Source organism: Calidifontibacter indicus (assembly GCF_003386865.1).
GTDB classification, from domain to species: Bacteria; Actinomycetota; Actinomycetes; order Actinomycetales; family Dermatophilaceae; genus Yimella; species Yimella indica.
The window spans coordinates 2598706-2612835 of sequence record NZ_QTUA01000001.1 but is presented as its reverse complement, the minus strand read 5'-3'; the positions used below and the strand labels follow the sequence as shown (position 1 = coordinate 2612835).

Here is a 14130-nt window from a genome sequence, read left to right as displayed (position 1 = left end):
CGATTCGGTGGACAGGCTGCCGACGAAGTAGCCGATGCGGTGCGTCGTGCGAGACGCGATCTCAGCGGGTGACCTGGCTGCTGCTGCCGGTGTAGGTCACGCGAAGGTCGCGCTTGAGGATCTTTCCCGTGGCGTTGCGGGGGAGTGCGTCGACGAGGTGCACCTCCCGCGGGGCCTTGAAGTGGGCGATGCGTTCGAGCGTCCACTCGCGGAGGGCCTGGGCATCGGTCGTGGCGCCGTCGCGCAGCGCGACGACCGCTGTGACGCTCTCGCCCCACTTGTCGTCGGGCACGCCGATGACGGCCACTTCCTGCACGTCGGGGTGCTCGTACATCACGAGTTCGACCTCGATCGGGTAGACGTTCTCGCCGCCGGTGATCACCATGTCCTTCTTGCGGTCGACGAGGGTGATGTAGCCGTCGGCGTCGACCTTGGCCATGTCGCCGGTGTGGAACCACCCGTCGCGCAGCGCCTCGTTCGTGGCATCGACACGGTCCCAGTAGCCGACGAAGATGCTCGGTCCGCGCAGGCACAACTCACCCACGGTGTTCACCGGTACCTCGCGGCCGGACTCCTCGACGATGCGGTAGTCGACGTGCATCAGTGGCCGACCGATCGACCCCGCGTGTTCGAGCACGTCCTCGGGTTGCAGACAGGCGACGCTGGGCGAGGTCTCGGTCATGCCGAACCCCTCGGTGAACTCCATTCCGGCCGCATGCAGTGCGCGGATCACCGGGATGGGGCACGGTGCGCCGCCGGTGATCGCGAAGGTGAGCGAACTGAGGTCACGCTCGGCGGCCGGGATCGCCTGCGCGACAGCCGCCCACATCGCCGGCACCAAGAATGCCTTGGTGACGCGATACTTCGCGACGAGGTCGAGCCAGCTCGACGGGTCGAACGCTTCGGTGATCACCACCGACCCGCCGACGTACGCGAACGGCAGGGTATGCACGCCGAGGGCGCCGATGTGGAACAGCGGTGCCGAGGAGATCGTGATGTCGTTGCGGTTGTAGCCGTCGCCGAACCCGAACCCGTTCATCGCGTTGTACTGGAAGTTGCGGTGGGTGAGCATCGCGCCCTTGGGACGTCCGGTGGTGCCCGATGTGTACATGATCACGCAGACGTCGGTGTCGTCGACGGGCCGCTCGACCCGTTCGGGGTCGCCGCCGGCCACGAGGTCGCCGTAGTCGCCCTCGCCCGACTCGGCCCGCTCGGCCGCGGTCGGCACCGCGACGCGGATGCGCACCGAAGCGACTTCCTCCAGGGCCGCATCGGCAAGATCGCACAGGCTCGTCGAGGCGAACAGCGCGATGGCGCCGGAGTCGTTCAGCACATACGCCACCTCGCGGGCCGACAGTCGGAAGTTCACCGGCACGGTGATCGCGCCCAGTTTCGCGACGGCGAAGAAGATCTCCATCATCTGCGGACTGTTCAGGGTGAGGGTGGCGACGCGGTCGCCGCGACGAACTCCCTTGCGGCTCAATGCGTCTGCCAGGCGGTTGGTGCGTTCCTCCAGCGCCCGCCAGGTGGTCGTCGCGCCGCTCACTGCGTCGACGTACGCCGTGTGATCGGCGTTGCGCAGTGCGTGTCGGGTGGGCCAGTCGCCGAATCCGCGGTCCATCCGGGATCTCCTCAGGTCGGTGAAGTCGATACCGAAACCGTAGGCCGACGATCATCCGAAAACAAGCACTCATGCTTGTTTTTCTCATCAGGTAGTGCGACGCTGCCGGACATGACCTCCGAATCCGCGATAGCCACCAACTTCCTCGCCGAGGCGCAGGTGCTCGACGACCTCGTCCAGGGGCTCGACGACGCCGGCTGGCGGCGTCCGACCCCAGCCCCGCGCTGGACGATCGCCCACCAGATCGCCCACCTGCTGTGGACCGACGAGGTGGCGCTGCTCGCCGTGACCGACCCGGCGGCGTTCGACGACGCGATCGCCCAGGCGGCGAAGAACCCGCTGGGGCACGTCGACGAGCAGGCCGACGAACTGGCCCAGCTTGCGGCCGATGAACTGCTGCAGCGTTGGCGCACCGCGCGGTCGGCGCTCGGGAGCGCGCTCGACGCGGCCGACCCGGGCGTCAAGCTGCCGTGGTTCGGCCCGCCGATGGCGCCCCGGTCGATGGCCACGGCTCGGCTGATGGAGACCTGGGCCCACGGTCAGGACGTCGCCGACGCGCTCGATGCTCGGCGCGAGCCGACGGCACGGTTGCGGGACATCGCGCACCTCGGGGTGCGTACCCGTGACTTCGCCTATCGGATCAACGGCCTGGAGTCGCCCGCGAACGAGTTCCGGATCGAATTGCAGGCGCCCGATTCGGCGGACGTGTGGAAGTGGGGGCCGCCCGACGCCGCCGACACGGTGCGCGGCACAGCCGAGGACTTCTGCCTGCTCGTCACCCAGCGCCGTGAACCGGAACAGACCGCGCTGGAGTTCACCGGCGAGGCGGCCCACTGGGCCACTTTCGCCCAGGCGTTCGCGGGTGCGCCCAAGAGCGCGGTGCGGGGGCGGGCATGAGCCACGGCGACTGGAACACCCCGGAGCTTCGAGCGCTGCGCGACACCGTCACCGAGTTCGTGCGCCGGGAGGTGCTGCCGCACCAGGACGAGTGGGAGGCCGCCGGTGAGCTGCCCCGCGAACTGTCAAGAACCGCAGGCGAACTCGGCCTTCTCGGCGTCGGATTTCCGGAGAAGGCGGGCGGGGGCGGCGCGGGCCAGCGCGAGGTGGTCACCGTCATCGAGGCCCTCCATGAAGCGGGCGCGGCCGGCGGCGTGAACGCATCTCTGTTCACCTCGGGCATCTCCTGCCCGCACATCGTCGCGGCCGGTGACCAGGAGCAGATCGACCGCTGGGTGAAACCGGCGCTGGCCGGTGAGCTCATCGGGTCGCTCGCGATCACCGAGCCGAGCGGCGGTTCCGATGTCGGCGGGCTGCGCACGACCGCCCGCCGCGACGGCGACGACTACGTCGTCAACGGCGCGAAGACCTTCATCACCTCCGGGTGCCGGGCCGACTTCGTCACCACCGCCGTCCGCACCGGCGGCGCGGACCTGCCCGGCGCGCGGGGTGTGTCGCTGCTCGTGATCGAGAAGGGGATGCCGGGCTTCGAGGTCAGCCGCAAGCTGGACAAGATGGGCTGGCGCTCGTCCGACACCGCGCAGCTGAGCTTCACCGACGTCCGGGTGCCGGCCTCGCACCTCGTCGGACCGGAGAACACCGGGTTCGCGCTCATCGGTGCGGCGTTCCTGTCGGAGCGCATTGCCATTGCCGCGCAGGCCTATTCGCAGGCGCAACGGTGTCTCGACCTGGCCGCGGACTGGTGCCGCGCACGCACCACCTTCGGCGAGCCGCTCATCTCGCGGCAGACCGTGCAGGGCACGCTCGTGCGGATGGCTGCGCGCATCGATGTCGCCCGCACCTACACCCGGGCCGTGGTCGACCGGTTCGAGTCGGGGGAGGCGGTGACCTCGCTGATCCCGCAGGTCTGCTTCGCCAAGAACACCGCGACCGAGACCGGCGAATGGGTGGCGCACGAGGCCGTGCAACTCTTCGGCGGGATGGGCTACATGAGCGAGTCGGAGGTGGAGCGGCAGTACCGCGACATGCGCATCCTCGGCATCGGCGGGGGCACCGTCGAGATCATGTACCACATGGCCGCGCGGCGCCTCGGCTACACGCAGTAGGTCAGCGGGAAAGCACGGGTCAGCGCGGCTGCTCGCCGCGCTTGACCTGCGGCCGCGGCATCCGCGACAGGCGCATCTGGAATGCGCGCATGATCGCGTACGACTTCGAACCCTTCGGCGGGTCGGTGTGGAAACGCTCGTTGATCTGCTTCTTCAGGCGACGCCAGAGCAGCACGCAGTCGACGACACCGATGACGATGACCAGCCAGACCAGCAGGAGCGCGAGCACCTGGAAGGAGCGGTTCGGCACCACGGTCATGACCAGCACGATGAGCATCAGCGGCAGCAGGATCTCGCCGATGTTCCAGCGGCTGTCGACGGTGTCGCGGATGAACCGCTTGACCGGGCCGCGGTCGCGGGCGGGCAATGCGCTCTCCTCGCCACGGGCGAACGCCTCGCGCGCCTTGGCACGCCCGATCCGGGACTCCTGCTTGGCCTGTTTCTTGGCGGCCTCGCGGTCGGCCGGCACCAGCGGACGGCGGCGCGCGGCTTCCTGGTCACGCCGCTTCGGGGTCGGCCGTCCCTTCTTGCCGGGCACGCCCGAATCGGTCGTGGTCTCCTCGACGACGACGGGCGTTTCCTGGGAATCCTTGTTACGGCCGAACACGAGTCACGATCTTACGTGGCGCCGGTCACGGCGCCGAATCGTGCGCCGAATCTTGCGCCGGATCGGTGCGGGCTACGGTTGACCGGGTGAGCACAGATCGCACCCAGCACCTTCGTGACCGTGTCCGTGAACTGATGCCGCAGGTGCGGGCCGACCTCGAGGCCCTCACCCGCATCCCGAGTGTTTCGCTCGACTCCTTCGACCAGGCCAACGTCGACGCCAGCGCCACCGCGGTTGCCGACCTGCTGCGCGCCGAGGGGCTCGAGGTCGAGATCGTCAGCGAGGGCGGCCGCCCGGCCGTCATCGGACGCCTCGCCGCACCGGACGCACCCACGGTGACGCTCTACGCCCACCACGACGTGCAGCCCCCCGGTGACGACGCCGACTGGGACACCCCGCCGTTCGAACCCACCGAACGCGACGGGCGCCTCTACGGCCGCGGCGCCGCCGACGACAAGGCCGGCGTGATGGCCCACCTCGCCGCGATCAGGGCCCACGACGGCCGCCCGCCGGTGGGCGTCAACCTGTTCGTCGAGGGCGAGGAGGAGATCGGCTCCGACTCGTTGGCCACCATCCTCGAGCGCCACGGCGAGCGACTGCGCGCCGACGCGATCGTGCTGGCCGACTCCACCAACTGGGAGGTCGGGGTGCCGGCACTCACCACCACGCTGCGCGGCATGATCCGCGTCGTGGTCAAGGTGAGCACGCTCGACCACGCGATCCACTCCGGCATGTACGGCGGGGCGGTGCCCGACGCGATCACCGCGCTGATCAGGGTGCTGGCGAGCCTGCACGACGCCGACGGCAATGTCGCGGTGCAGGGGCTGTCGCAGGGGCTCGCCGCCGATCTCGACTACGACGAGGCGCGGCTGCGTGCCGAGAGCGGACTGCTCGACGACGTCTCGCCGATCGGCTCCGACTCGATCCTGTCCCGGCTGTGGACCAAACCGAGCATCACGACGATCGGCTTCGACGCCCCGTCGGTCGACACCGCGTCCAACACCCTCGTGCCGACCGCGCGCGCCAAGGTGTCGATGCGGATCGCCGCCGACGAGAGCCCGCGGCACGCCTTCGAACTGTTGCGCGACCACCTGCAAGCCGCCGCGCCGTGGGGCGCGCGCGTCGAGATCACCCTCGACGACGAAGGGGCCGGCTTCGCCGCCGACGCCCAGGGTCCCGTCTACGACGTCGCCCGCTCGTCCTTCCGCGATGCCTGGGACGGCCAGGAGCCGGTCGACATCGGCGTCGGCGGGTCGATCCCGTTCGTCGCCGCCTTCGCCGAGAAGTTCCCGGACGCCGCGATCCTGGTGACCGGCGTCGAGGACCCCGACTCCCGCGCCCACGGTGCGAACGAGTCGCTGCACCTCGCAGAATTCGAACGTGTCTGCCTCGCCGAGGCACTGTTGCTGGAACGGATGGGAGCCGCAGATGAGTGAGCCCAAGGGTTACGTCGAGAAGAGCTACGAGCGCGACACCCGCTACATCAACGACCGCATCACCGCCGACGGTGCGGAGTCGGGCTGGAAGGCCGAGCCGGGCAGGTACCGGCTCGTCGCCGCGCGTGCCTGCCCGTGGGCCAACCGCACGATCATCGTGCGCCGGTTGCTCGGCCTCGAGCCGGTGCTGTCGATGGGGCTGACGGGTCCGACCCACGACTCGGACAGCTGGACCTTCGACCTCGACCCCGGTGGCCTCGACCCGGTGCTCGGCATCCCGAAGCTGAAGGACGCCTACGAGAAGCGGCAGCCGGGCTACCCGCGCGGCATCACCGTGCCGGCCGTCGTCGAGATCGAGTCGGGCAAGGTCGTCACCAACGACTTCGCGCCGATGACGCTCGACTTCTCCACCGAGTGGCGGCAGTACCACCGCGACGGCGCTCCCGACCTGTACCCGCAGGCGCTGCGCGAGGAGATGGCGCCGGTGATGAAGCGGATCTACACCGAGATCAACAACGGCGTGTACCGCTGCGGCTTCGCCGGCGAGCAGAGCTCATACGAGGACGCCTACGACCGGCTGTTCACCGCGCTCGACTGGGTGAGCGAGCGACTCGCGAACCAGCGCTACCTGATGGGCGACACCATCACCGAGGCCGACGTCCGGCTGTTCACCACCCTGGTGCGGTTCGACCCCGTCTACCACGGGCACTTCAAGTGCAACCGGCAGAAGCTGTCGGAGATGCCGGTGCTGTGGGCCTACGCGCGCGACCTGTTCCAGACGCCCGGCTTCGGCGACACCGTCGACTTCGAGCAGATCAAGAAGCACTACTACGTGGTGCACCGCGACGTGAACCCGACCGGCATCGTGCCCAAGGGGCCCGACCTGTCCGGCTGGGGCACCGCGCACGGCCGCGAGGCGCTCGGCGGTCGCCCGTTCGGTGACGGCACCGCACCGGGCGCGGTGCCCGAGGGTGAGCGGGTGCCGACCGAGCACAACCCGTGGGTCGGTGCCGACGGGCAGCTGACCGTGCGGACGCCTGGCGTCTGACCGCGTCCGACCGCGTCCGACAGCTGACACACAAGCCCGGTTTCGGTGGGTTGCCTTGGCACCCACCGAAACCGGGCTTCGTTGAACCCGCGTGGACCAATTTCTCGACCGACTCGCCGCCACGACCCCGCCCGATCGCGCGGTCGTCATCGGGTGCGCCCTCGTGGCGCTGTGCGCGCTGCTGGCCGACCCGATCGTGCGCTACATCAGGCACTTGGTGACGCTGCTGCACGAGGGCGGTCACGCCGTCGTGGCGCTGCTGGCCGGGCGCTCGCTGCACGGCATCCGGTTGCACTCCGACGCGTCCGGCCTGTCGGTGTCGCGCGGCCGCCCCTCGGGCCCGGGAATGGTGGCCACCCTGCTGGCGGGCTACCTGACCCCGGCGCTCGCCGGGCTGGCGGGCGCCTATGCGGCGCCGGCCGGGTGGTCGAACGCCTACCTGTGGGCGATGGTGCTCGTCTGCGCGCTGATGCTGCTGCAGATCCGCAACCTGCACGGCCTGGTCGTCGTCGTGGTCAGCGGGGTCACGATCGGGCTGGTCGGATGGTACGCACCCGACCAGGTGCGGTCGGCGCTCGCGACCACCCTCACCTGGTTCCTGTTGTTCAGCGGACCCTGGGGGATGGCCGGGCTGTTCCGCGCCCGTCGGCGCCCGGGTGGACTGGGATCGGACGTCGACCAACTCGCGCGGATCACCCCGTTGCCCGCCACCGGTTGGTGGACGCTGATGACCGCGGTCACGCTGGCGGTGCTCGGGCTCGGTGCCCGCGCGTTGCTCGTCGGCTGACCACGGGATACTTGCCGCCATGCGTGTTCTGGTGGCGCCCGGCCGGGTCGGCGAACTGAGTCCGCCGGAGGTGTCCCGCATCGTGGCGACCGCCTGGCGCGAGGCGGCGCCGCACGTCGAGATCGAGGCGCTCCCGCAGATCGACGGCGGTATCGGCACGGCGTCCGTGCTGGCCGCTACGTCCGCTCCGGGCGACGTCGACGCCACCGTTGTCGAGGCGCACGGCGCCCGGGTGCCCGCGTTCGTGTCCGCCGACGGCACCCGCGCCTGGCTCGACGCCGCGGAGGCGGAAGCGGCCGGTGCACCGGGGTCTGGCACGCTCGGCGCGGTCGTCGCCGCGCTGGCCGACGCCGGCGCACACACGCTGTCGATCGGTCTGTCGAGCACGGCCGCACTCGACGGCGGCCGCGGTTTCGTGGCGGCGCTCGCCGGCACTCCTGCGCACGAGCCCGATGCCGACGCCGTCCGTCGTGCCGCCGAGCGGGTCGCCGGGCTGCGGATCAGCGCGCTCGTCGACACCGATCGTCAACTGCTGGGCTTCCAGGGCGCCAGCTTCTCCGCCGTGGAGGAACTCGGCGTGACCAAGGAGGCGGCGCAGGCCGCCGAACACGCGATGGGGCAGTGGCTCGACGTCGTCCGTGCGGCGGTGCCGGCCCGCACCGACCTGCTCGCGGGCACGTCGATCCGTCCCGAACGGCAGCCCGGCGCCGGCGCCGCCGGAGGACTGGGCTTCCTGCTCGCCGCGCTCGGCGCGGCGCTCGTGCCTGCCCCGGCCTTCGGGGCTAGAGCGACCGGGCTCGCCGACCGCATCGCGGCGTCCGACCTGGTGGTGACCGCGACCGGCATCTTCGACTGGCGGGTGCTGGAACACAGCGTGCTGGCGGAGGTGGCCACGGCCGCCGGCGCACTGGCCCGACCGGCGGTGGTGCTCGCTGACGAGGTTCATGTCGGACGGCGCGAGCAGATGTCGCTCGGGCTTCAGGGCACCTACTCGATCAGCCGCAGCGGGTGGATGCGCCCGGAGCCGCTGGCGGTCGCGGAACTGGCCGACGAACTCGCACGACTGACGCGCCGAGTGGCGGGCACCTGGACACCCGCCCCGCGACCGGACGTACCCTAGAAGTCGTCCGCCGGAAATTGCTTCGGAACACATGGGAAGAAATCGGCCGACCCCACCGTTGCACCGGCTGGACAGCAACCAGTGCACTCGCTGCAAAAGGAATGTGAGACATGAGCATCGACAGCAACACGACGCAGGAGCAGACCCAGACCCACGGTGTGCTCCTCACCGATGTCGCCGCGGCCAAGGTCAAGAGCCTGCTCGAGCAGGAAGGTCGTGACGACCTCCGCCTGCGCGTCGGTGTGCAGCCCGGTGGCTGCTCCGGCCTGATCTACCAGCTGTACTTCGACGAGCGCACCCTCGACGGTGACCTCGTGCGCGACTTCGGCGGTGTCGAGGTCGTCGTCGACCGGATGAGCTCCCCCTACCTCGAGGGCGCCACGATCGACTTCGCCGACACCATCGAGAAGCAGGGCTTCACGATCGACAACCCGAACGCCGGCAGCAGCTGCGCGTGCGGTGACTCGTTCAGCTGAGCCGCTGACCCCGTTTCGACACCGGAGCCGCCCCACTCGGGGCGGCTCCGGTTCGTTTGTGCCCGTTTCGCGCCTGTTTCGCGGCGGAGGGTGACCGGCGGGTAGGTTGCAGCTCATGAAGATCGCCGTCACCGGGTCCATCGCCACCGACCACCTGATGACCTTCAACGGTCGCTTCGCCGACTCGTTGGTCGTCGAGCAGTTGGACAAGATCTCGGTGAGCTTCCTTGCCGACGACCTGCAGATCCGTCGCGGTGGCGTCGCGGCCAACATCGCGTTCGGCATGGGCAACCTGGGCGTCCGCCCGATCCTGGTCGGCGCCGTGGGCGAGGACTTCGCCGACTACCGGTCCTGGCTGGAGCGGCACGACGTCGACTGCGACTCGGTCCACACCTCCGAGACCCGTCACACGGCGCGGTTCGTGTGCACCACCGACAACGACATGGCCCAGATGGCCACCTTCTACGCCGGCGCGATGAGCGAGGCCCGCGAGATCGAACTTGCACCGGTCGCCGCCCGGGTGGGTGGCCTCGACCTCGTGCTCATCGGCCCGAACGACCCGGAGGCGATGCGCCGCCACACCCGTGAGTGCCGCACCCGGTCGCTGCCGTTCGTGGCCGACCCGTCCCAGCAGCTCGCGTTCGGCGACGGCGAACTCATCCGGGAACTCATCGACGGGGCGTCCTACCTGTTCACCAACGAGTACGAGGCGCAGCTGGTCGAGCAGAAGACGGGGTGGAGCGCCGAAGAGGTGCTCGGCCGCGTGGGTGTGCAGGTGATGACCAAGGGCAAGGACGGCGCACTGGTGCTGCGTGCGGGGCACGACCCGATCGCCGTCCCCGTCGCGGGCGAGCGCGCCAAGGCCGACCCGACCGGTGTCGGCGACGCGTTCCGCGCCGGTTTCCTGTGCGGTCTGGCCTGGGAGCTCGACCTCGAACGCAGCGCCCAGGTCGGGTCGATGCTCGCGACCTACGTCGTCGAGACGGTCGGCACGCAGGAGTACGACCTCAAGCCGGCGGAGTTCCTGACCCGGTTCCAGGACGCGTACGGCGCGCAGGCCCGCGCCGAGGTCGAGCCGCACCTGCTCGCCGGCTGAGTAGCCCTCATGTCGCCGGTGTCGCTGCCGCCATCGCGGTACGACTTCGCGATCGACGTGCCCGCCGACGCGGACGACTTCGTCGTCGGCGGCGGTGATCTGGAGCCGGCCACCGTCATCGAGGCGTACCGGCACGGGTTCTTCCCGATGGGCATGGGGGAGGGCGGCGGACCGCCGATGGGCTGGTGGTCGCCGAACCCGCGCGGGGTGCTGTTCGCCGGCGACCATCACGTGTCCCGGTCGCTGCGGCGCGCTCGTACCCGTTTCGAGGTGACCGTCGACAGTGCGTTCGACGAGGTGGTGGCCGGATGCGCCGACCCCGGCCGGGACGGTGCCTGGATCACCCCGGTGATCGCCGCGGCGTACGCGCGCCTGCACGAGCTGGGTTGGGCCCACTCCGTCGAGGTGTGGAACGCCGCCGGAGACCTGGTCGGCGGGCTCTACGGGATCGCGATCGGCGGCTTCTTCGCGGGGGAGTCGATGTTCCACCGCGAGACCGACGCGAGCAAAGTCGCGCTCTGGGCGACCGCCGACATCGTCTTCGGTGACCGGGACGAGGAGCGGTTGTTCGACGTGCAGTGGCAGACCCCGCACCTGGCCAGCCAAGGTGTCCGGCAGGTGTCGAGGACCGAGTACCTTGACCGATTGGCACGCGCGGTGCGCGCCGAAGCGCCCGTCAAATGGTTCTGAAACCCGGAATCGTTCCGCTGACAGGCCGACTCGGCCACCCTGAAGGCGTAAACGGACGAGCCTGGGCTATGGTTTCAGAGTGCCTGGAATGAATCGAAACCCCGTCTCGGGGTCACCTCGCAAACGGATGCGGCAGCACCTGATCCGCGCGGTCGGACTCGGTGGTGCTGGCCTGCTCCTGACCGGCTGTACCGACTACCAGGAGCGCGGATTCCTGCCCAAGGGCGTGACCGAGCTCTCGCCGCAGATCACCGACTTCTGGGTGGCCACGTGGGCGTGGGCGCTCGCGGTCGGCGTGCTCGTGTGGGCCCTGATTTTCTGGTGCATGGCGCGCTACCGGCGCAAGAAGACCGACACCGGTCTGCCGCCGCAGGTGGCCTACCACGTGCCGATCGAGATCCTCTTCACCGTCGTGCCGATCCTCATGGTCGCTGTTCTGTTCGGTAAGACCGTCGAGATCGAGAACAAGATGCTCGACACCGCTCAGAAGCCCGACGTCACGGTCAACGTCGTCGGCAAGCAGTGGAGCTGGGACTTCAACTACGTCGACGCCAAGGTCTACGACACCGGCACCCAGGCCGTGCTCGACGGCAAGCCGGGCGCCGAGGCGACCATTCCGACGCTGTACCTCCCCGTCAACAAGCGGGTCGAGTTCGTGCTGACCGCCCGCGACGTGATCCACAACTTCTGGGTGATCCAGTTCCTGCAGAAGATGGACATGGTGCCGGGCCGGGTGAACAAATTCCAGGTCACCCCGACCGAGATCGGCACCTACAAGGGCAAGTGCGCCGAGCTCTGCGGCGCCTACCACTCGCAGATGCTGTTCAACGTGAAGGTCGTCAGCGAGGCCGACTACGCCAAGCACATCCAGTCGTTGAAGGACCGCGGCTACAACGGGTTCCTGTCGAACTCGATGGCGCGCAAGGGCTCGACGTTCACCCCGGGTGAGCAGCAGTACCTGCCGGCCGGTCTCACCCAGAACGACGTCGTCGAAGGAGCCAAGTAATGGCAACCACTGTTCCGGTCGGAGCGCAGGTCGGCGGTGACGGGGGTCGTGCACCGATCCAGCGTCACCCGGGCCGCACCTTCGTGAAGTGGATCACTGCCACCGACCACAAGGTCATCGGCAACATGTACTTCATCGCGTCGTTCGCCTTCTTCCTGCTAGGCGGCGTGCTGGCGTTGATGATCCGCGCCGAGTTGTGGGCGCCGGGTTTGTCGATCGTCGACAACCCCGAGCAGTTCAACCAGCTGTTCACCATGCACGGCACGATCATGCTGCTGTTGTTCGCGACGCCGCTGTTCGCCGGCTTCGCCAACGCGCTGGTGCCGCTGCAGATCGGTTCGCCCGATGTCGCGTTCCCGCGCCTGAACATGTTCGCGTTCTGGCTCTACTTCTTCGGTGGCCTGATCGCCGCGTTCGGCTTCCTCACCCCGCAGGGTGCAGCCGCCTTCGGTTGGTTCGCCTACGCGCCGCTGTCCAACTCCACCTTCAGCCCCGGCCTCGGTGGCAACCTGTGGGTCTTCGGCCTCGGCCTCGGTGGCTTCGGCACCATCCTCGGTTCGGTCAACTTCATCACCACGATCGTGTGCATGCGTGCACCCGGTATGACGATGTTCCGGATGCCGCTGTTCACCTGGACCGTGCTGATCACCTCGATCCTCGCGATCGTGGTCTTCCCGGTGCTCGCCGCCGCGATGTTCGGCCTCGGCATGGACCGCGTGCTCGGCGCCCACGTCTTCGACCCCGAAACCGGCGGAGCCATGCTGTGGCAACACATGTTCTGGTTCTTCGGACACCCTGAGGTTTACATCATCGCGCTGCCGTTCTTCGGCATCATCTCCGAGATCATCCCGGTCTTCAGCCGCAAGCCGCTCTTCGGTTACAAGGGTCTGGTCATGGCCACCGTCGCCATCGCCGCCCTGTCGGTGAGCGTCTGGGCCCACCACATGTACGCCACAGGACAGGTGCTCCTGCCGTTCTTCGCGATCATGACGATGCTCATCGCGGTGCCGACCGGTGTGAAGTTCTTCAACTGGGTCGGCACGATGTGGGGCGGATCGATCTCGTTCGAGACCCCGATGCTGTGGGCGATCGGCTTTTTGGTCACCTTCCTGTTCGGTGGTCTGACCGGTGTCATTCTGGCCAGCCCGGCGCTCGACTTCTCGCTCACCGACTCCTACTTCGTGGTGGCTCACTTCCACTACGTGGTGTTCGGAACCGTCGTGTTCGCGATGTTCGCCGGTTTCTACTTCTGGTGGCCCAAGCTCACCGGACGGATGCTCGACGAGACGCTCGGCAAGATCCACTTCTGGATGCTGTTCATCGGCTTCCACACGACCTTCCTGATCCAGCACTGGCTCGGTGTCGACGGCATGCCGCGTCGCTACGCCGACTACCTGCCCGAAGACGGCTTCCAGTTCATGAACCAGGTGTCGACCGTCGGATCGTTCATCCTCGGTCTGTCGATGCTGCCGTTCTTCTACAACGTGTGGAAGACCTGGCGCACGGCGCCGCTGGTCGAGACCGACGACCCGTGGGGCTACGGTGCCTCGTTGGAGTGGGCCACGTCGTGCCCGCCGCCGCGGCACAACTTCGACCGCATCCCGCGGATCCGCTCGGAGCGGCCCGCGTTCGACCTCAACCACCCCGAAGCCGCACCCCCGTCGGTGCGTGCCTCGCAGCGAGTTCTCGCTGACATCTCCGCCGGACGGGAAGGTGACGTGCGATGAAGACCGAAGCCAAGCTGTTCTACGGGATCGGCCTGTTCATCCTGCTGATGTTCGGGATCTACACCTTCTTCACCATGCGGGACGCTCGAGGTATCGAGCCGGTCGGTGTTGCCGGCCTGCTGCTGACCGCCGGTCTGTGCTTCATGTGCGGCTTCTTCTTCTCCCTTTCCGGAAAGAAGAGCGACCCGCGGCCCGACGACAACCCCGACGGCGAGATCGACGAGGTCGAGGGTGACTTCGGCTTCTTCGCGCCGCACTCCTGGTGGCCGTTGATCCTCGGGTTCGGTTGTGCGTTGGTGATGTTCGGCGCAGCGATCGGTTGGTGGGTCGTGATCATCACGATGCCGGTGCTGGTTATCGGCGTCATCGGCTGGACCTTCGAGTTCTTCCGTGGCGAGGAATCGATCTGACACGGTCGCAGCAGCGAGCGAAGAAGGGCCCCGGCGTCACGCC

General features: G+C 68.7%; 14 protein-coding genes. 12 read left to right on the top strand and 2 right to left on the bottom strand.

What is annotated here, in order from left to right; genetic code table 11:
• Positions 1 to 61: 61 nt before the first annotated feature.
• Entirely contained in the window at positions 62 to 1621 is a 1560-nt protein-coding gene (locus tag DFJ65_RS12475) for an acyl-CoA synthetase (RefSeq protein ID WP_115923288.1), read from the bottom strand.
• Positions 1622 to 1732: 111 nt separating this feature from the next.
• Between DFJ65_RS12475 and DFJ65_RS12470 the strand changes: the two genes are divergently transcribed.
• Positions 1733 to 2518, top strand: coding sequence for a TIGR03084 family metal-binding protein (locus DFJ65_RS12470; protein WP_115923287.1), 786 nt, complete (start codon positions 1733 to 1735; stop codon positions 2516 to 2518).
• Entirely contained in the window at positions 2515 to 3684 is a 1170-nt protein-coding gene (locus tag DFJ65_RS12465; RefSeq protein ID WP_115923286.1) for an acyl-CoA dehydrogenase family protein, read from the top strand. Before DFJ65_RS12470 ends, DFJ65_RS12465 begins: the two co-directional genes overlap by 4 nt.
• A 19-nt stretch (positions 3685 to 3703) precedes the next feature.
• Here DFJ65_RS12465 and DFJ65_RS12460 read toward each other — a convergent pair whose 3' ends face one another.
• Positions 3704 to 4291 (bottom strand): DUF3043 domain-containing protein, encoded by a 588-nt coding sequence (locus DFJ65_RS12460; RefSeq protein WP_115923285.1) that lies wholly within the window; start codon positions 4289 to 4291, stop codon positions 3704 to 3706.
• A gap of 86 nt (positions 4292 to 4377) precedes the next feature.
• On the opposite strand from DFJ65_RS12460, the gene DFJ65_RS12455 reads away from it, so the two are divergent.
• From DFJ65_RS12455 to DFJ65_RS12410, 10 genes are all read left to right on the top strand, one after another.
• Positions 4378 to 5727: a dipeptidase gene (locus DFJ65_RS12455; RefSeq protein WP_281269874.1), complete on the top strand. Its 1350-nt coding sequence runs from the start codon at positions 4378 to 4380 to the stop codon at positions 5725 to 5727.
• Positions 5720 to 6775 (top strand): glutathione S-transferase family protein, encoded by a 1056-nt coding sequence (locus tag DFJ65_RS12450; protein WP_115923284.1) that lies wholly within the window; start codon positions 5720 to 5722, stop codon positions 6773 to 6775. The genes DFJ65_RS12455 and DFJ65_RS12450 overlap by 8 nt, the downstream gene beginning before the upstream one ends.
• Before the next feature lie 91 nt (positions 6776 to 6866).
• The gene (locus DFJ65_RS12445; protein WP_115923283.1) at positions 6867 to 7562 is read left to right on the top strand and encodes a M50 family metallopeptidase; all 696 of its coding nucleotides are present in this window, start codon (positions 6867 to 6869) and stop codon (positions 7560 to 7562) included.
• Positions 7563 to 7581: 19 nt separating this feature from the next.
• A complete protein-coding gene (locus DFJ65_RS12440) occupies positions 7582 to 8682 on the top strand; it encodes a glycerate kinase (RefSeq protein ID WP_115923282.1) in 1101 nt (366 codons plus the stop codon).
• 110 nt (positions 8683 to 8792) lie between these two features.
• Positions 8793 to 9158 (top strand): HesB/IscA family protein, encoded by a 366-nt coding sequence (locus tag DFJ65_RS12435; protein ID WP_115923281.1) that lies wholly within the window; start codon positions 8793 to 8795, stop codon positions 9156 to 9158.
• Positions 9159 to 9273: 115 nt separating this feature from the next.
• Positions 9274 to 10254: a carbohydrate kinase family protein gene (locus DFJ65_RS12430; RefSeq protein ID WP_115923280.1), complete on the top strand. Its 981-nt coding sequence runs from the start codon at positions 9274 to 9276 to the stop codon at positions 10252 to 10254.
• 9 nt (positions 10255 to 10263) lie between these two features.
• Entirely contained in the window at positions 10264 to 10944 is a 681-nt protein-coding gene (gene aat / locus DFJ65_RS12425) for a leucyl/phenylalanyl-tRNA--protein transferase (protein WP_115923279.1), read from the top strand.
• A gap of 88 nt (positions 10945 to 11032) precedes the next feature.
• Entirely contained in the window at positions 11033 to 11950 is a 918-nt protein-coding gene (gene ctaC, locus DFJ65_RS12420; RefSeq protein ID WP_115923278.1) for an aa3-type cytochrome oxidase subunit II, read from the top strand.
• Entirely contained in the window at positions 11950 to 13677 is a 1728-nt protein-coding gene (ctaD, locus tag DFJ65_RS12415) for an aa3-type cytochrome oxidase subunit I (RefSeq protein ID WP_115923277.1), read from the top strand. The genes ctaC and ctaD overlap by 1 nt, the downstream gene beginning before the upstream one ends.
• The gene (locus DFJ65_RS12410; RefSeq protein ID WP_115923276.1) at positions 13674 to 14087 is read left to right on the top strand and encodes a cytochrome c oxidase subunit 4; all 414 of its coding nucleotides are present in this window, start codon (positions 13674 to 13676) and stop codon (positions 14085 to 14087) included. The genes ctaD and DFJ65_RS12410 overlap by 4 nt, the downstream gene beginning before the upstream one ends.
• The last annotated feature ends 43 nt before the right edge of the window (positions 14088 to 14130 follow it).